The 16,544-nt window shown below is 67.3% G+C and carries 16 protein-coding genes; 12 read left to right on the top strand and 4 right to left on the bottom strand.

Features of this window, described 5'->3' with window-relative positions:
- Positions 1 to 26 precede the first annotated feature (26 nt).
- Genes AC1D2L_RS18980 through AC1D2L_RS18970 form a run of 3 tightly spaced genes read left to right on the top strand, consistent with a single transcriptional unit; the run spans position 27 to position 3,979 of the window.
- The gene (locus tag AC1D2L_RS18980) at positions 27 to 923 is read left to right on the top strand and encodes an ABC transporter substrate-binding protein (RefSeq protein ID WP_476847454.1); all 897 of its coding nucleotides are present in this window, start codon (positions 27 to 29) and stop codon (positions 921 to 923) included.
- 4 nt (positions 924 to 927) lie between these two features.
- The gene (gene fhuB / locus AC1D2L_RS18975; RefSeq protein WP_476847453.1) at positions 928 to 2,901 is read left to right on the top strand and encodes a Fe(3+)-hydroxamate ABC transporter permease FhuB; all 1,974 of its coding nucleotides are present in this window, start codon (positions 928 to 930) and stop codon (positions 2,899 to 2,901) included.
- Complete coding sequence (locus AC1D2L_RS18970) at positions 2,894 to 3,979, top strand: DUF2218 domain-containing protein (protein ID WP_476847452.1); 1,086 nt, start codon at positions 2,894 to 2,896, stop codon at positions 3,977 to 3,979. The genes fhuB and AC1D2L_RS18970 overlap by 8 nt, the downstream gene beginning before the upstream one ends.
- An 8-nt stretch (positions 3,980 to 3,987) precedes the next feature.
- On the opposite strand, the gene AC1D2L_RS18965 is transcribed toward AC1D2L_RS18970, so the two are convergent.
- The 3 genes from AC1D2L_RS18965 to AC1D2L_RS18955 form a co-directional block, all read right to left on the bottom strand.
- Positions 3,988 to 4,224, bottom strand: a complete 237-nt coding sequence (locus tag AC1D2L_RS18965; RefSeq protein WP_476847451.1) for a hypothetical protein — start codon at positions 4,222 to 4,224, stop codon at positions 3,988 to 3,990.
- Positions 4,225 to 4,393: 169 nt separating this feature from the next.
- Positions 4,394 to 4,741 (bottom strand): ArsC family reductase, encoded by a 348-nt coding sequence (locus AC1D2L_RS18960; protein WP_476847450.1) that lies wholly within the window; start codon positions 4,739 to 4,741, stop codon positions 4,394 to 4,396.
- A gap of 17 nt (positions 4,742 to 4,758) precedes the next feature.
- Positions 4,759 to 5,256, bottom strand: a complete 498-nt coding sequence (locus AC1D2L_RS18955; protein WP_476847449.1) for a peptide deformylase — start codon at positions 5,254 to 5,256, stop codon at positions 4,759 to 4,761.
- 321 nt (positions 5,257 to 5,577) lie between these two features.
- On the opposite strand from AC1D2L_RS18955, the gene AC1D2L_RS18950 reads away from it, so the two are divergent.
- From AC1D2L_RS18950 to AC1D2L_RS18915, 8 genes are all read left to right on the top strand, one after another.
- Positions 5,578 to 7,104, top strand: a complete 1,527-nt coding sequence (locus AC1D2L_RS18950; protein ID WP_476847448.1) for a xylulokinase — start codon at positions 5,578 to 5,580, stop codon at positions 7,102 to 7,104.
- Between the two features lie 5 nt (positions 7,105 to 7,109).
- Positions 7,110 to 8,051: an ABC transporter permease gene (locus tag AC1D2L_RS18945; RefSeq protein ID WP_476847447.1), complete on the top strand. Its 942-nt coding sequence runs from the start codon at positions 7,110 to 7,112 to the stop codon at positions 8,049 to 8,051.
- A gap of 30 nt (positions 8,052 to 8,081) precedes the next feature.
- On the top strand, positions 8,082 to 9,023 hold the full coding sequence (locus tag AC1D2L_RS18940) for a sugar ABC transporter substrate-binding protein (protein WP_476847446.1): 942 nt from the start codon (positions 8,082 to 8,084) through the stop codon (positions 9,021 to 9,023).
- 159 nt (positions 9,024 to 9,182) lie between these two features.
- Complete coding sequence (locus AC1D2L_RS18935) at positions 9,183 to 9,956, top strand: ATP-binding cassette domain-containing protein (protein WP_476847445.1); 774 nt, start codon at positions 9,183 to 9,185, stop codon at positions 9,954 to 9,956.
- 7 nt (positions 9,957 to 9,963) lie between these two features.
- Positions 9,964 to 10,890 (top strand): nucleoside hydrolase, encoded by a 927-nt coding sequence (locus AC1D2L_RS18930; protein WP_476847444.1) that lies wholly within the window; start codon positions 9,964 to 9,966, stop codon positions 10,888 to 10,890.
- A gap of 25 nt (positions 10,891 to 10,915) precedes the next feature.
- Complete coding sequence (locus AC1D2L_RS18925) at positions 10,916 to 11,437, top strand: hypothetical protein (protein WP_476847443.1); 522 nt, start codon at positions 10,916 to 10,918, stop codon at positions 11,435 to 11,437.
- A 48-nt stretch (positions 11,438 to 11,485) separates the two neighbouring features.
- A complete protein-coding gene (locus AC1D2L_RS18920; RefSeq protein ID WP_476847442.1) occupies positions 11,486 to 12,604 on the top strand; it encodes a mandelate racemase/muconate lactonizing enzyme family protein in 1,119 nt (372 codons plus the stop codon).
- A gap of 8 nt (positions 12,605 to 12,612) precedes the next feature.
- Positions 12,613 to 13,818: a mandelate racemase/muconate lactonizing enzyme family protein gene (locus AC1D2L_RS18915; RefSeq protein ID WP_476847441.1), complete on the top strand. Its 1,206-nt coding sequence runs from the start codon at positions 12,613 to 12,615 to the stop codon at positions 13,816 to 13,818.
- Between the two features lie 8 nt (positions 13,819 to 13,826).
- On the opposite strand, the gene rsgA is transcribed toward AC1D2L_RS18915, so the two are convergent.
- Positions 13,827 to 14,852, bottom strand: coding sequence for a ribosome small subunit-dependent GTPase A (gene rsgA / locus AC1D2L_RS18910; RefSeq protein ID WP_476847440.1), 1,026 nt, complete (start codon positions 14,850 to 14,852; stop codon positions 13,827 to 13,829).
- 206 nt (positions 14,853 to 15,058) lie between these two features.
- On the opposite strand from rsgA, the gene AC1D2L_RS18905 reads away from it, so the two are divergent.
- Positions 15,059 to 16,528: a M81 family metallopeptidase gene (locus AC1D2L_RS18905; protein WP_476847439.1), complete on the top strand. Its 1,470-nt coding sequence runs from the start codon at positions 15,059 to 15,061 to the stop codon at positions 16,526 to 16,528.
- Positions 16,529 to 16,544: the final 16 nt, after the last annotated feature.

The following is a 16,544-nucleotide window of genomic DNA, read 5'->3' as shown; positions in this document are numbered from 1 at the left end:
GCGGCGGCCTTCCCGCTGCGGATGCCATGAGCCCGACACGCCGACAGGTCCTGGCGTCGGCAATGGCCAGCCTTGCAGCTCCCGCCCCGGGGGCTGCAGCGGCGGGCCTGCGCGTCGCGACTGTGGACTGGGCAGTGCTGGAAACGCTGCTGGCGCTTGGCGTCGTGCCTGTCGCAGCCACCGAACTGCTGCAGTTTCGCGAAGTCGCCGTCGAACCGGAAGTTCCGGCCGGGGTCGCTGATCTCGGCCTGCGCGGCACGGTCAATTTCGAGATGCTGCGGTTGGCGCGTCCAGAGCTGATCTTCAGCTCGAATTTCTACGCATCCTCCGAGCCGCGCCTGAGCAGAATCGCCCCGGTGGAGAGCTTTTCGATCTACCTCCGCGGTCAGAAGCCCTATCCGGCAGCCGAGGCGATGACGCGCGCCATTGGCGAGCGGCTGGGCATTCGCGAAACCGCTTCTCGCTATATCGCGGAAACGGAAGCCGAGTTCGCAGCCCTGCGAGCGCAGATTCCAACCGCTAACGCCCTTCCCGTGATTCCGGTCAATCTCGGGGATCCCCGGCATTTCCGCGTTTTCGGTGCGGACAGCATGTTCGGCGAAGGCCTCGCGCAACTCGGCCTCGCCAATGCCTGGACGGAGGCGACCAGCTATTCGGCCATGGCCCCGGTCGGGCTGGAGGCGCTCGCCCGCGTGCCAGACGCCTGGATCGCGCTGATCCCGCCGACACCGCCCGATGCGATGCGCGTGCTCGGCCGCAGCGCCTTCTGGAACGCGCTTCCCAACATCAGGGCCGGCCGCCTGCTGACGCTCGATTCGATCAACCCCTATGGCGGATTACCTGCGGCACGTCGCTTCGCGCGACTGCTGACGCAGGCCATGCTGGCAGCACAGGCGCGCCCGAACGGCCGGCACAGTGGCTGACGCAATGCGGTTCAGACGCGCCGCCCTGTGCTGGGCCGGCCTCGCCTTGCTGGCCAGCGCGCTCTTCGCGACAGGGATAGCGACGCGCCCTGCTCTCCCCGGAACTCCGGCCGTCGCGCATCAACTCGACCAGATCCTGCTCTGGCAGGGCCTCGTGCCCCGGTTTGTCACGGCGCTGCTGTGCGGCGCGGCGCTCGGGCTTTCGGGTGCGCTGCTGCAGCGGGTGCTGCGAAATCCCATCGCCGACCCTTCGACGCTGGGCATCGCCTCCGGCGCCCAGCTTGCCCTGACCGTCGCGACCGTCTTCGCACCGATGCTGATCGCACTCTCTCGCGAGGCGGTCGCCTTCGGCGGCGGGCTTGCCGCTGTGACTCTCGTGCTGGCGCTGAGCTGGCGGCGCGGTCTCGACCCGGTCACCGTGGTGCTCTCAGGCATGGTGATCTCGCTCGTCGCAGCGGCGCTGAGCGCAACCGTGATCCTGGCGAAAGGCGACTACGTTCTATCGCTCTTCATCTGGGGCGCCGGCTCGCTTCACCAGCAGAGCTGGGATGCTGCGCTTGCGCTCGGACCGCGCCTTCTCCTGGGCGGCATCGCCGCCGCCCTGCTGCTGCGCCCGCTCTCCGTGCTCGGCCTGGACGACGCCAGCGCCCGCAGCCTCGGGCTTGCGCTTCATGGCACGCGTCTGGCGGTGCTCGCGGTCGCCGTCTGGCTGGCCGCGACCGTCACGGCCGAGGTCGGCGTGATCGGCTTCATCGGCCTGGCCGCCCCGGCCCTTGCCCGGGTCTCGGGCGCGCGGACGCCGGGACAGATCCTGCTCACCGCGCCGCCGATCGGGGCGCTGCTGCTGTCGCTGACCGATGGCGCCGTGCAGGTGCTGGGATCGGGCGCCTCCGACCTCGCCCCGACCGGCGCCGCCACTGCGCTGCTCGGCGGGCCCCTTCTGCTCTGGCTGCTTCCGCGCGTTCCTGTCCATGTTTCGCCGCAGGCGATGCTCGCCCCGGAGGCCGTCAAGCGCGTCAGGCTTCCCGGCCGTGCGCTGCTGATCTGCGGCGCCTTGACTGCCAGTCTGTTCGTGCTGGCGCTGGTGGCCGGGCGTGGTCCAGCGGGTTGGTCTCTCGCGACCGGGGACCTCCTCGTCGATCTCCTGCCATTTCGGGTGCCGCGCATCGTTGCGGCCGGTGCCGCCGGTGCCATGCTCGGCGCGTCCGGCACGTTGATGCAACGCCTGACCGGCAACCCGCTTGCGGGCCCCGAGGTGCTGGGCGTCAGCGCCGGCGGCGGGGTGGGTCTCGCTCTCGTCCTGTTCCTGGTGCCTTCGCTGAATCCGTTCGTGCCGATGCTGGGAGTCGCCGCCGGCTCGCTCACCGTCATCCTGGTGATGCTGGCGATCGCCGCGCGGCCCGGCTTCGACCCTGCGCGCCTCTTGCTGGCCGGCATTGCCATGGGCGCGCTGTGCATGGCGATCGTTTCTACGGTGCTGGCACAGGGCGACATGAGCTCCTACGCGCTTCTGCTCTGGATGTCGGGCTCGACCAATCGCGTCGGCGCGTTCGAGGCCTGGGCCGGCGTGATCTGCTGCGCCGTTCTGGTCGCGCCGCTGTTCCTGTTCTCACGCTGGCTCGAAATCCTGCCGCTGGGCGAGGCGATGAGCCGGGGCGTCGGGCTCGCGCAACGGCGCAGCCGCCTGGTCCTGGCGACCTTCGCGGCGCTTCTAACGGGTGTCGCCTCGCTGCTGATCGGGCCGCTCAGCCTGGTCGGGCTGATCGCGCCGCATCTGGCCCGGCTCGCCGGCTTTTCGCGGGGCTATCACCAGTTGGCGGCGGCCGTGCTGACCGGCTGTGCCATCATGGTGCTGGCCGACTGGCTCTCGCGCGTCGTCGCCTTCCCCTACCAGATCCCGGTCGGCCTGTTCGCGTCGCTGATCGGCGGTCCCTATCTGATCTGGCTATTGAGTTCTGGAGAAAGCCGGCATGGCTGAGACGAGGATGCTGGTCGCACAGACCCGGGTTGCCTTGCATGACCCAGCAGCGATGCTGCGAAGGCTCTGCGAACATTTCGCCGAGCACGGCACCGTCACCGCGACCGAGACAGTCGGCCGGCTGGACGGCCCCTTCGGCAGCGTCGACCTCGAGGCCGGGAGGGAGGCACTGAGCGTACGCGTCGAATCGCCGGATGCGACGCGGCTCTTCGTGGTCCGCTCATCCGTGGCCGAGCACCTGGTCTCGTTTGCCGAGGGCGAGTCGATCACGCTCGACTGGGACGGCGACGGGGTTGCGTCGGCGGAGATCCCGTATTTCCGCGAGATGTCCGTGGTATCGGCTCGCAACATCACGCCGACGATGCGACGCGTGACGCTGGCCGGTGCGGATGTCGCGCATTTCGAGACTGGCGGGCTGCATGTGCGCGTCCTGATCCCCCCTCTGGGTCGCACGCCATGCTGGCCGACCGCCAACAGCGACGGCCGCATCATTTGGCCCAAGGGCGAGGATGAACTGACCGCTCGGGTTTACACCGTGCGCAGCATCCACAGGGCGCGCGGCGAGATCGACATCGATGTCGTGCTGCACGGGGATTCGCCGGGCTCCGTCTGGGCCAGGGGGGCGAAAGCAGGCGACCGCATCGGCTTGATGGGCCCGGGTGGCGGCGCGCCGACGTCCTCTGACTGGTATCTGCTCGCCGGCGACGAAACCGCGCTGCCGGTCATCGCGCGCATCGCCGAGGGCCTGCCCCCCGGCGCTCAGGCGACGCTGCTGATCGAGGTCGCGGACGCCACGGAAGAGCAAGCGATCCGCTCGCAGGCGACACTCGACCTGCGCTGGCTGCACCGAAACGGTGCCGAGGCCGGCACGACGGATTTGCTAGAGACGGCGGTGCGCGCTCTGCCTTGGCCGGAGGACACGGCGATCTTTGCGCTGATCGGCTGCGAGCACCGCGCGGCCAAAGCACTGCGCGGCTATCTGCGCAAAGAGCGCGGCCTGGCGCGCGACAGGCATCTCGTCGCCGCCTACTGGCGCCGCAACCATGCCGGCGAAGCGGCCACCGACGCGGACGCCTGACGCGCCCGCTACCAGCGCCCGCGATAGTAGAACGGCGGCGGTCCGAAGCCTGTGTCGAAGCGCTGCCGCAGCGAGGCGGAGCGGTCGAGGTCAAGGTCGAGCAGGCAGCGCGCGAAGGCATCCGAATTCTGGCGGAAGCCGTAGGAACGGCAACGCTCCTCGTCATGGGCGCGCTGCTCGGACGCGGTCACGCATCCGCCCGCCGAAAGGGCCAGGGCAAGGACTGCCAAGCTTGCGAACTTCATGGGTCCCCCTCGCGTCAGTCTTCCAGCCGCTCTTCAGCAAAACGGCTCAAGCCGTTGCAGTCGCGTATGTTCCGCCGATCGCATTCACCAACGGCGCGCTCCTGCCTAGACTATCAGGCCGAGATGTGGAGGCAATAAGGACATAGCTGGCCGTGAGTGCTCGACGCAGTCAGGCGAAGGCCGCCGCGTAGAGATCCGGCTTGAAGCCGACCAGCCTGCGTGAACCGAGATCAAGAACCGGCCGCTTGATCATAGAGGGCTGCGCCAGCATCAGCGCGATGGCCTTGCCGGCATCGAGGCTCTGCTTGTCGGCATCTGGCAGCGCCCGGAAGGTAGTACCTGAGCGATTGAGCACGACCTCCCAGCCAAGCTCCGCGACCCAGCGTTCGAGCGAGGCGCGATCGATTCCGCTCGCCTTGTAGTCGTGAAACTCATAGGCGACGCCCTTGGCGCTGAGCCAGTCGCGTGCCTTCTTCATCGTGTCGCAGGTCTTGATGCCGTAGATGGTGATCGCCATGACTGTCTCGTTTGGGCTCAGCGTCTGTCCAGTTTCTCGTAGCGCTTGATCACACGCTCGCGCTTAAGGCGCGAGAGGCGGCCGATCCAGAACAGGCCGTCCAGTTGGTCGATCTCGTGCTGAAGGCAGATGGCGAGCAGGCCGTCAGCCGCCTCCTGCTGCTCTGTGCCGTCGAGCCCGCGATAACGCAGCGTCACGCGGGCCGGTCGCTCGACCTCCTCGCTCACGCCCGGCATCGAGACGCTGCCCTCGGGATGCCGGACGGTGTCCGCCGAGGCCTCGACGATCTCGGGATTGACGTAGATCCTGGGCTCGGGCGCGTCCGGCAACTCGATCACGACCACACGCATCGCCACGCCGATATGCGGCGCGGTGATGCCGATGCCGGGAGCGGCGCGCATGGTTTCAACGAGATCGTCGGCGAGCGCGCGCAGGGCGGCATTGAAATGCACGACGGGTTCGGCGGGCTGACGCAGGCGCGCGTCGGGGTAGCGCAGGATGGGTCGCAGGGGCATGGAGGTCCGGACAATCGATCGGCGGCCAATCGCGGGAATATTCGCGCTGTCCTAGAGCAAGCGCGCCGGCGGCGCAAAGAGACGCGATGGGCTCACGCTCTCTCGCCACCATGGCGATGGCCATGCGGCCCGCCACGGGCTGAGTCGAGGGAATGGCCCTAGCGCCCTGTGCGTTATCAGGAATTGCCCTTGAAATCGCGGGGGGATTTGTGGATGGCTCGCGGGTACGGTTGTTGAGACACTGGTTTCGCGGACAATCGACCCCACGAGACCATTCATGGCATGCGCTGAGACCAGATCCGTGACGTTCGAGGCCAGGCGGTGAGCGTCGTGCTCGCCTGCGACCTAGGCGGTTCCAGCTTTCGCGCGGCGCTCGTCGACGACAACGGCGATGTGCGGGCCGAGGCCAGCGTGGCGGCTCCTGTCGCCATCGAGCGCGCGGGTGCCTCGGACATCGACGCCGGGGCCTGGTGGCAGTGCCTCCTCCATACGGCGACCGAACTGTCGCAAGCCTCGCCCGAGCTGTTTGCGCAGGTGCAGGCCATCGCGATCTGCGGTGTCACGCGCACGCAGATCTTTCTCGACGGCGACGGCCAGCCGCTACGGCCGGCCATGACCTGGAAGGACACGCGCTCGGACGCCACGGCGCAGCGGCTGGTCAGGGAGATCGGCGGCACGCACCCGGAGCTGGCGAAGGTCAATGCGTTTCATCCGCTGGCCCGCCTGGCCTGGGTGAAGCAGGAGGAACAGGCCCATTTCAGTGCCCTCGCCTGTGTGCTCGAGCCCAAGGATTTCCTGAACTTCCGCCTCACCGGCCAACGCGCCGGCGATCCCATTTCGATCGCGCGGCTGCTCGCCTCGGCGCCGTCCGTTGGCGGGGCGGACCTGCTCAGCGCAATCGGCCTGTCGTCGGCTATCCTGCCGCCCGTCCTGGAGCCCTGCGACCGCGTCGGCGGCGTGCTTGCCGGCCTGCCGTCGCCATTTGACGGCCTCGCGGGCGTACCGGTGTTCTGCTGCTCGAACGACACCTGGGCTGCAGCGCTGGGTCTCGGCGCCCTGCGGCCGGGCTATGCCTACAACATCTCGGGGACCACCGAGGTTCTCGGGGTCATGGTCGATACGGCCGTCGAGGCTGAAGGATTGCTGACGGTCGACTGGCGCGGGCTCTACCAACTCGGCGGGCCCAGCCAGAACGGCGCCGATACCGTGACGTGGCTCTTGTCGCTGCTGGGGCGAACCGATGATCAGGACGGTGCTGTCGCAGACAGCGTGAACGAACTGCTCGCCGGCGCAAGGCATCCGCAGCCGCTGCTTTTCCTGCCCTATCTGCAGGGCGAGCGCGTGCCTTACTGGGACCCGGCCCTACGCGGGGCCTTCATCGGTCTGGGCCGGCAGCATGGCGCGACCGACCTGGCGTTCGCGGTGCTGGAAGGCGTCGCCTTCCTCAATCGCGTCGTTCTCGAACGCGCGGAAGCCGCGACGGGACAGGCTGTGACCGAGATCCGCTTCGGCGGCGGCGCTGCCTCCAACCCCGTCTGGTGCCAGATCAAGGCCGACATCTGCGACCGGCCGGTCGTTGTCGGTACCGCCAGAGAGCCCGGCACGCTGGGGGCCGCAATCGTCGCGTGGACAGGGCTGGGGCGTTACGCCTCGCTGGCGCAGGCGCAGGACAAGCTGGTCGGCACAGCAACCCGGTACGAGCCGGATCCGGCACGGAAAGTGGCCTATGACGCCCAGTACCGTCTCTATCGCGATGCCGAACAAGCGCTCGCGCCGATCTCGCGCGGACTGTCCGCTCTGACGCATCCGGCCCGCGCAGCCGCGCCACACCAATCCAAGGGAGCCTGAAGCCGATGCGTGACGTGATCGGGCGCTTCGGCACGGCCATTGCGGGCCTGCTGCTGATCGTCTTCTTCCTGATCTTCGCGCCTAATTTCGCGAGCCCGACCAACATCATCAACGTGCTGAAGGATACGAGCTTCCTCGCCATCCTGGCGCTGGGCTTTGCGCTCGCCTTCACCGTGGCGGAGCTCGATCTCTCGATCGCGGAGGTCGCCAGCCTGGCCGCCGTCGTCACTGGCTGGATGGTGCAGTCGCAGGTTCATCCGGGCCTCGCAGTCGCAGCGGGGCTTTCGGTCGGCGTCGTGATGGGCACAGCCAACGGCCTCGGCGTCACGGTCCTGCGCATTCCCTCGCTGATCATGACGCTCGGCACCGCGGCGATCGCCAAGGGCCTCGCCTTCATGATCACGCAGGGCGTCGCCTTCGTCGGTCGCTGGCCTGTGAGCTTCACCGGGCTGGCGCGCGGTTCCAGCTTCGGCGTCCCCCATCTCGTGCTCTGGATGATTGCTGCAACGCTCTTCGCCTTCGGCCTGATCAAGTGGACGCGTACTGGCGCGCATATGGTCGCCACTGGCGAGGCCGATGAGGCGGCGCGCCTGGCCGGCATCGCCACGGGGCGGATGAAGCGCATCGGGCTCTTGCTGACGGGCGTCTTCGCCGCGATCATGGCCGTGCTGCTGGCGGCCAACCTGTCCTCGGCCGCGCCCAATATGGCGGGAGACTATCTGCTCTATGCGATTGCCGCCGTGCTGCTGGGCATGACGATGTTCGAGCCGGGCAAGCCCAATGTGCAGGGCACGGTCTTCGCCGCGCTGGTGCTCAAGGTCCTGGGCAACGGCCTCGTGCTGCTGGGGGCCGCCTACTACGTGCAGGATATCGTTCTTGGTGCCATCATCATCGGCTCGGTCGCGTTCTCGGCGAGTGCGATGAAAAAAGCTGCTTTCAAGGTTTGAGCTTCACAACGAAGCAATGGGGAAACACGCATGTTCGGATTGAAGAAACTGCTGATATCGGCTGCGGCTGTCGTGGCGTTCGGACAGGCGGCGCAGGCTTTCGAGCTTGGCGTCATCGGCTTCCAGTTCACCTCCGAGACGCATGCCCGCGTCGCCAATGCGGCGGCAGCGGCCGCCAAGGCCAAGGGCTGGGGCGTGACGCTGCTGAATTCGGAAGGCGCCCTGCCCAAGCATGCAGAGCAGTTCGATGCGCTCATCGCCAAAAAGGTCGATGCGATCATCGTCGCGATGGGCAAGCCCGTCGAGGCCGACGCGCAGTTCAAGGCCGCCAAGGACGCCGGCATCCCGGTGATCACCGTCCAGTCCGGCTCGAGCCCGCATGCGTTGTTCGACATCCAGACCAATGAATACAAGGTCGGCGCCGAAGCTGCTCTCTATCTGCTCGGCCAGCTCGGCTATCAGGGCAACATCGTCACCGCACGCTTCGATCTCAACGTCGCCTCGCGCATTCGCGGCCGCATCCTCGACGCCGCGCTCGCCGAGAACCAGGCGGTGAAGGAACTCGGCAAGTTCTCGATGGCGCGGACCCAGAGCTGGCGCGACGACGTCCGCTCGGGGATGCAGGCGCTGCTCCTGCAGAACCAGGGCAAGATCAACGGCATCTGGGCCTCGTTCGACGGACAGGCCTACATCATCGACGATTTGCTGCAGGCTCAGGGCGTCAAGAAGGGCCAGATCCCGCTCATCTCCGTCGATGGCGGCAAGGAGACCTATGAGCGGATCGCCGATCCCGCCTCGACCTTCGTCGCCACCGTCGCCGTCCCCTTCGAGGCGATGGGCAAGCAGGCTGTCGACGCGATCCAGACCATCGTGGTGGATAAAAAGCCCAAGGAAACCGTCGCGACCGGCCCCTATCTCTTCACCGAGGGCATCCTGGTCGACAAGTCCAATGTCCAGCAGTTCCTGAAGTAAGGCGCGCATAACGCGCCTCACTCACTGCCACCTGGTCAGGCTTGCCCCGACCAGCCTCACCTTACCCCGTCAAGGCGGAATTCAGGACGGGACTGCCCGGCGCCAAGGCCGGGCGAGACGGCGCGGATCGCGCCATTCGCGACAAGGCTGCATGGATCGATGAACGCAACGACTGCGCCCACCCCCATCCTCTCCCTGCGCGGGATCGGCAAGACCTATGGCGCGGTCGTGGCCGTCCGAGGCGTGGATCTCGACATCCAGGCCGGCGAGGTCGTGGCGATCTGCGGCGACAATGGCGCCGGCAAGTCGAGCCTGATCAAGGTGATCTCGGGCGCGGAGGAGCCGACCTCCGGCACGATCAGCGTGCGCGGGAAGCCGGTGCGCTTCTCCTCGCCCCATGACGCGCTGAACCAGGGCGTCGCCACCATCTACCAGGACCTCGCGCTCGCGCCGCGCCTCTCCATCGCTCAGAACGTGTTCATGGGCTCCGAGCTGACGCGCCCGCTGCTGCTGCCGTTCCTGCGGGTGCTCGACAAGAAGAAGATGATCGCGGAATCGCGGCGCTATCTGGCCCAGCTTTCGATTCCGATCACCGACATGACCCGCCCTGTCGAACGCCTGTCCGGCGGCCAGCGCCAGGCGGTGGCGATCTCGCGGGCGCTGCGCTGGAACGCCGAGATCATCATCATGGACGAGCCGACAGCGGCGCTCGGTGTCAAGGAAACCGCGCTGGTGTTGGACCTCATCCGCAAGCTCAAGGCCGACGGCCACACCGTGCTGTTGATCAGCCACAACATGCGCGACGTGGTGGCGCTCGCCGACCGCGTCGTGATCCTCGGCGCCGGCCGCAAATATGTCGACCGCCCGATCGAGGGCCTCACTGCCGACGATCTCAGCCACATGATCATGACCGGCAATGCCAAGGCAGCCTGAGACGACGATGCGCCAGCCCATCATCATCGATACCGACCCCGGCCAGGACGATGCCGTCGCGATCCTGCTGGCGCTGGCCGCGCGCGACCGCCTCGACGTGCTCGCCATCACCACGGTTGCGGGCAACGTGCCCGTCGCTCTGACCACGGCCAATGCGCTGCGCGTCTGCGACCTCGCCGGACGGCGCGACGTTCCTGTGCATCAAGGCGCAGAGACGCCGCTCCTGGTGCCTCTGGAGACGGCGGAATTCGTGTCCGGTCCCGACGGGCTGGCCGGGGCCGACCTGCCGTCGCCTTCGCGTGCGCCCTCGCCGGGTCACGCTGTCGAGGCCCTTGTTGCCAGCTTGCGCGCAGCAACGGCGCCGGTGACGCTGTGCCCTCTGGGACCGCTGACCAATATCGCGCTCGCCATCCGCATCGCGCCCGACATCCTGCCGAAGATCGAGCGGATCGTCCTGATGGGCGGCGCGCTGGGGCTGGGCAATATGACGCCGGCCGCCGAGTTCAACTTCTTCGTCGATCCGCACGCCGCGGCCATCGTCTTCGGCTGCGGCCGGCCGATCGTGAAGTTTGGACTGGGCGTCACGCATCAGGCCATTGCGACACATGAGCAGATCGCGGGCTTTGCTGCGCTCGGCACAGCCACGGGACGCGCGGTCCACGGCATGCTGACGCGCCCTCGCCCCGGCGGTCTCGGCACGACCGGCCACCCGATGCACGACCCTTGCGTCATCGCCTGGCTGCTCTGGCCGGAGCTCTTTTCCGGCCGCGACTGTTTCGTCGAGATCGAGACCGGAGCCGGGCCCTTGCGAGGGCGCAGCACGATCGACTGGAACGGACGGCTCAAGCGCGAGCCCAACGCGCTCGTCATCGACACGGTGGACGCGCACCCGCTGTTCGAGCGGATGACCGCCGTCCTCGCGACCCTGCCCTGATCCCGATTGCAGAGAAGACCAAGCCATGACCCATTTCGTCGCAGAACTGGCACAGGACGCCAATGCGGCCGTCGCGCGCATGCAGGAGGCGGCGCTGGCCGCTCGCCATGCCCATGCCCGGGCCGAACTGATGCGCCACATGCTGACCACCGCCCGCAAGGTCAAGGACAAGCCCAAGCCCGAGGCGATCGAGACCGTCGTGCGCGAATGGATGGACGCCTGGTATCTCGATCGCGCGGAATGGCCCCATATCGCTCGCGAGATGGAGGCCTTTACCGCCGCCTTCCACGACTATGCGAACGACGCCTCGGACGCCAATGACGCCAGCCTGCGCGCGGCCTGCGCGGCGCTCGACGCGGTGCTGGCGCGTGAGGGCACGACGATCTCCGACCAGATGGCCTGGCGCTCGCAATGCGCTCATGGCTGGTGGGGAGCTGTGGCGCCGATGCCTGCCGACCTGCCGGGCCGCAAGGACCGGCCCACCGTCCCGACGCTGCCCGGCGACGCCCCGTTCTGGGAGGCCGGTTGCGCTTCATTCTGCCGCTGAGAGAACGAGCCGGAAAGGCCGCTTTCAAACACTCTGGGAGGAGACATCATGCGTATTACCGGCATTGAGCCGTTCATCCTGCACATCCCGGTCACCGGCGGCTCCATCGCCGATTCCACGCACAGGATCAGCCATTGGGGCGTCGTCGGCGTCAAGATCGTCACCGATGACGGCCGCGAGGGCTTTGGTTTCACCGGCACCCATGCCGACCTCGCCTCGGACCGGCTGATCACCGCCTGCATCCGCGATTGCTATGCGCCGCTGCTGATCGGAGAGGACGCCAGCGAGACGACGCGGCTCTGGCTGAAGCTGGCGCGCCACCCTGCCCTGCAATGGGTCGGCCGCGCCGGCATCACCCAGCTCGCGCTCGCGGCGGTCGATGTCGCGCTGTGGGACCTGAACGCCAAGGCTGCCGACGTGCCGCTCTGGCATCTGCTCGGCGGCGCGACCAAGCCGAGGCTCGAGGCCTACAACACCGATATCGGCTGGCTCTCAATCCCGAAGGACGAACTCGTCGAAGGCGCGCGCATGGCCGTCGAGCGCGACGGCTTTCGCCGCATCAAGATCAAGGTCGGCCACGCCGATATCGGCACCGATATCGGCCGCCTGGAGGCCGTGCGGCGCGCGGTCGGCGACCATGTCACCATGGCGATCGACGGCAACGGCAAATGGGACCTGCCGACCTGCAAGCGCTTCTGCGCGCGGGCCGAGGCGCTCGACATCTTCTGGTTCGAGGAGCCGATGTGGTACGACGACGTCGGCTCGCACGCGGCGCTGGCGCGGTCGACCTCGATCCCCATCGCACTCGGCGAGCAGCTCTATTCGGTCGACGCGTTCCGCGGCTTCATCGCCGCCGATGCGATCCATTACGTCCAGCCCGACGTGACGCGGCTGGGCGGCATCACAGAGTATATCCAGGTGGCGGAACTGGCGCTGGCGCATCGCCTGCCCGTCGCGCCCCATGCCGGCGAGATGAGCCAGGTGCATGTGCATCTCGCCTATTGGCACCAGGCTACCCCGGTTCTGGAGTACATTCCCTGGATCAAGGACGCCTTCGCCGAGCCGGCCGATGTCGCCGACGGCTACTTTCTGCGTCCGCAGAAGCCCGGCGCCGGCACGACGCCAACCGCCGAGGCCTTTGACCGTTTCGCCCAACCGCTCTCCTGAGGCGCCTCATGAAGATTACAGCACTCGAAACCGTCCGCCTGACCGAATTCGGCAACCTCGTCTGGGTCCGCCTCCACACCGATGAGGGCGTCGTCGGCCTCGGAGAAACCTTCATGGGTGCGGCCGCGGTCGAAGCTTATCTGCATGAGACGGTGGCGCCCAAACTTATCGGCCAGGACCCGCGCCAGATCGAGGCGCGCAATGCAAGCCTGAACAACTATCTCGGCTGGCGCGGTTCAGGCGTCGAGACGCGCGGCAATTCGGCTGTCGATATCGCGCTCTGGGACATCTACGGCAAAGCGATCGGCCAACCCGTTAGCGTCGCGCTGGGCGGCAAGATGCGCGACACGATCCGCACCTACAACACCTGCGCTGGCTACAAGTACATTCGCGACGCCCGCTCGCAGACGGTGGCAAACTGGCATGTCGGGGAGCAGGGCGGGCCCTATGAGGACCTGGAAGGCTTCCTCAACAGCGCCGACGAGCTTGCACACTCCCTGCTCGAGCAGGGCATCACCGGCATGAAGATCTGGCCGTTCGACATCGCCGCCGAGCGGACTGCCGGCTGGGACATCACGCCCCAGGAGCTGAATACGGCGCTGGAACCGTTCCGCAAGATCCGCAAGGCCGTCGGCGACAAGATGGACATCATGGTTGAGTTCCACTCGCTGTGGAGCCTGCCCATGGCCAAGAAGCTGGCGGAGCGGCTGGCCGAGTTCGACACCTATTGGCACGAGGACCCCTTCCGGCTCGACAACGTCCAGGATCTCGGCGAGTACGCCCGGCATTCCAAGGCCTGGGTCTGCGCCTCGGAGACGCTCGCCTACACCCATTCGTTCCGGGAGTATCTCCAGACCGGCGCGGCGGGCGTCGTCATGCTCGACCTGTCCTGGTGCGGCGGTCTCTCGGAAGCGCGCAAGATCGCGGGGATGGCCGAGGCCTGGCACACGCCGGTTGCGCCCCATGACTGCACGGGACCGGTGGTCTATGCCGCGTCCTGCCATTTCTCGATGCACGCCCGCAACGCACTGATCCAGGAATCCGTGCGCGCCTTCTACACCGGCTGGTACACAGAGCTCGTCACCGACCTGCCCAAGGCGAAAAACGGCATGATCACCATCACGAATGCGCCGGGACTGGGCCTGGAACTGCTGGCGGGACTGGAAGACCGCCCCGATGCGATCGTCAGGTATACGCGCGCGTCCGACCTCTAGCGGCCGGTTCAGCGCTTCCGGCCGCGCGGGCCGCTCAGGTCCGGGGTGTTGCTGCGGTTCTCGTCGAGCAGTTTGCGCCAGCGCGTCAGTCGCTCGGGGTCCAGGGTCCCGGCGGCGACCGCTGCCTGCACGGCGCAGCCGGGCTCATGCGCGTGGGTGCAGTCGCGGAACTTGCAGGACGGAGCGAGCTCGGTGATCTCCGCGAACAGCGTCTCGATGCCATAGGCGGCGTCGCTGACATGCAGAGTGCGCATCCCGGGGGTGTCGATCACCCAGCCGCCCTGCGCCATCGCGTGCAGCGAGCGTGATGTGGTGGTGTGGCGCCCCTTCGCATCGTGCTCACGGATCGCGCCGGTCAATTGCGGAAGCTCGAGATTTGCGCCTGCCAGCGTGTTGACCAGCGTCGACTTCCCCACGCCCGATGAGCCGATCAGCGCCACGGTGCGGCCCTCGCCACACCAGGGAGCGAGGATCGTGGCGGCGTCGGCTGCGCGCGGGTTCACCGGCAGGACGACCAGGCCGCGCTGCAGGGCGGCCGCCTGCTCGCGGAAGGGCTCGACATCGGCCGCAAGGTCGCCCTTGGTCAGCAGGATCACCGGATCGGCGCCGGATTCGTTGACCAAAGCGAGGTATCGCTCCAGCCGGGCCAGATTGAAGTCGGCATTGCAGGAGGTGACGATGAATAGGGTGTCGATATTGGCGCCGGCAAGCTGAGGCGTCTTGCTGCCCTCGGTCTTGCGCGCCAAGGCGGTCCGGCGCTCCAGCCGGCGCCGCAGCAGCAGGGTCCCCGGGTCGATCAGCACCCAGTCTCCGACCGTGAAGTCGCTGGTACGCGCGAGATGGGCCAGCGTCAGCTCGACCGGCCCGGTCTCGCAGATCGCCGTCAGGCGGGCACGGTGGATCGTAGCGATACGCGCCGGAACGAGATGGCCTTCATCGGGCCCAAGCTGATCCGCGAAGAAATCGGACCAGCCAAGGCTGGACAGCGAGATGGACGGCGGCGCATCGGAGAGGTGTGTCACAGGCTGCCCCATAGCAGGCCTGCGCCCGCTTAGACAGTGCCGTCTGTTCCATCTGGCGGTCGACTCTGCGCGAAATCGGCGCATCGAAGGCGTCTTGCATTCCCGGCCCGGTTTGTCCTCCCTCAACGGCAGGCAGCCTGCCCTGCGCCACTCCGCTTGACAGTGAGGCGCGCCCCGTCGGAGCCTCGTCGCGATAGGAACTGGGAGGCTTCTTGATCATGCGTTTGTTTGCCGCGTCGCTAGCGACCGAGACCAACACCTTTTCGCCGATACCGACATCGCGAGCGAATTTCGAGGCGTCCGCCTATTTCCCTGCCGGACAACACCCCGACAGGGCCACGCATACGACGGCCCCCCTGTATGTGGCTCGGCAGCGCGCCAAGGCCGAAGGTTTCACGCTGATCGAGGGCTCCTGCTTCTGGGCCGAACCATCGGGAACCTGCGCCAAGGCCGACTACGAGGAGATGCGCCAGGAGATCCTGGACCAGCTCAAGGCGGCGATGCCGGTCGATGGCGTGCTGCTGGGGCTCCACGGCGCGATGGTGGCCCACGGCTATGACGACTGCGAAGGCGACATCATCGAGCATGTACGCGCCATCGTCGGGCCGAACGTCCCGATCGGCGTCGAGCTCGATCCGCATTGCCATCTCACCGAAAAGCGTGTGCGCAACTGCGATGCGATGATCCTCTACAAGGAATACCCGCATATCGACTTCGTCGAGCGTGCGGAGGAACTGGTCACGATCATCCTCGGGACGATCCGGGGCGAGATCAAGCCGGTGATGTCGCTCTATGATTGCCGCATGATCGAGCTGGTGCCGACCACGCGCGAGCCGGGCCGCTCCTTCGTCGACCGCATGAGCGCGCTCGAAGGCAAGGACGGCATCCTCTCGATCTCGCTGGGCCATGGCTTCCAGCAGGGCGACGTGCCGGAGATCGGGAGCCGGGTTCTCGTCATTACCGACGACAGGAAAGCCGTAGGCGACGCTCTCGCGACAAAACTGGGCGAGGAGTTCCGCTCGCTGAAGGGCCAGTTCGCGCCCCCCGTCGTGCCCTTGGACGAGGCGCTGGACATGGCGCTCGGCAGCAAGGCCAACGGCCCCTCGGTCATCGCCGATTCCACAGACAATGCCGGCGGCGGCGCGGCCTCCGACAACACCAACATCATCCACCGGCTGCGCGAGCGCGGCATCACCGACGCGGCCATCGGCCCGGTTTGGGATCCCGTCGCGGTCGAGTTCTGCCTGACCGCCGGCGTCGGCGCGACCATCCCGCTACGCTTTGGCGGCAAGGCGGCCGATACGTCGGGCGTTCCGGTCGATGGCCAGGTCACCGTGATCGGCGCCATCCGAAACGGAACGCAGAGCTTCGGGACGGCCAAGGTGCCCATCGGCAATGCGGTCGGAATCCGGATCGACGGCATCGAAGTGTCGCTGCTGTCGCACCGAACCCAGGCGCTGGGGCTCGAGATCTTCACCAGCGTCGGCATCGATCCGACGCAGAAGCGCATCGTCAGCGTGAAGTCGACCAACCACTTTCACGCCGCCTACGGGCCGATCGCCAGCGCCGTGATCTACACCGATGGCGGCGGGCCGTCGCATCTCGATGTCCGCAAATACCCCTATCGCAAGATCGAGCGGCCGCTCTGGCCGCATGACGAGCTGCCGCCCGGCCGCATCGTCATCTGATTTGGAGCTTGCGAAG

The organism is Allobosea sp. P1_B10 (assembly GCF_056406735.1).
The sequence above is the reverse complement of the archived record's forward strand: the minus strand, read 5'-3'. Positions and strand labels throughout refer to the sequence as shown.

Coding starts and splice junctions, on each gene's coding strand:
- fhuB (WP_476847453.1), top strand. CDS start 928: ATGCGGTTCAGACGCGCCGCCCTGTGCTGGGCCGGCCTCGCCTTGCTG.
- AC1D2L_RS18905 (WP_476847439.1), top strand. CDS start 15,059: ATGCGTTTGTTTGCCGCGTCGCTAGCGACCGAGACCAACACCTTTTCG.
- AC1D2L_RS18980 (WP_476847454.1), top strand. CDS start 27: ATGAGCCCGACACGCCGACAGGTCCTGGCGTCGGCAATGGCCAGCCTT.
- AC1D2L_RS18920 (WP_476847442.1), top strand. CDS start 11,486: ATGCGTATTACCGGCATTGAGCCGTTCATCCTGCACATCCCGGTCACC.
- AC1D2L_RS18955 (WP_476847449.1), bottom strand. CDS start 5,256: ATGCCCCTGCGACCCATCCTGCGCTACCCCGACGCGCGCCTGCGTCAG.
- AC1D2L_RS18970 (WP_476847452.1), top strand. CDS start 2,894: ATGGCTGAGACGAGGATGCTGGTCGCACAGACCCGGGTTGCCTTGCAT.
- AC1D2L_RS18925 (WP_476847443.1), top strand. CDS start 10,916: ATGACCCATTTCGTCGCAGAACTGGCACAGGACGCCAATGCGGCCGTC.
- AC1D2L_RS18960 (WP_476847450.1), bottom strand. CDS start 4,741: ATGGCGATCACCATCTACGGCATCAAGACCTGCGACACGATGAAGAAG.
- AC1D2L_RS18935 (WP_476847445.1), top strand. CDS start 9,183: ATGAACGCAACGACTGCGCCCACCCCCATCCTCTCCCTGCGCGGGATC.
- AC1D2L_RS18930 (WP_476847444.1), top strand. CDS start 9,964: ATGCGCCAGCCCATCATCATCGATACCGACCCCGGCCAGGACGATGCC.
- AC1D2L_RS18915 (WP_476847441.1), top strand. CDS start 12,613: ATGAAGATTACAGCACTCGAAACCGTCCGCCTGACCGAATTCGGCAAC.
- AC1D2L_RS18945 (WP_476847447.1), top strand. CDS start 7,110: ATGCGTGACGTGATCGGGCGCTTCGGCACGGCCATTGCGGGCCTGCTG.
- rsgA (WP_476847440.1), bottom strand. CDS start 14,852: ATGGGGCAGCCTGTGACACACCTCTCCGATGCGCCGCCGTCCATCTCG.
- AC1D2L_RS18965 (WP_476847451.1), bottom strand. CDS start 4,224: ATGAAGTTCGCAAGCTTGGCAGTCCTTGCCCTGGCCCTTTCGGCGGGC.
- AC1D2L_RS18940 (WP_476847446.1), top strand. CDS start 8,082: ATGTTCGGATTGAAGAAACTGCTGATATCGGCTGCGGCTGTCGTGGCG.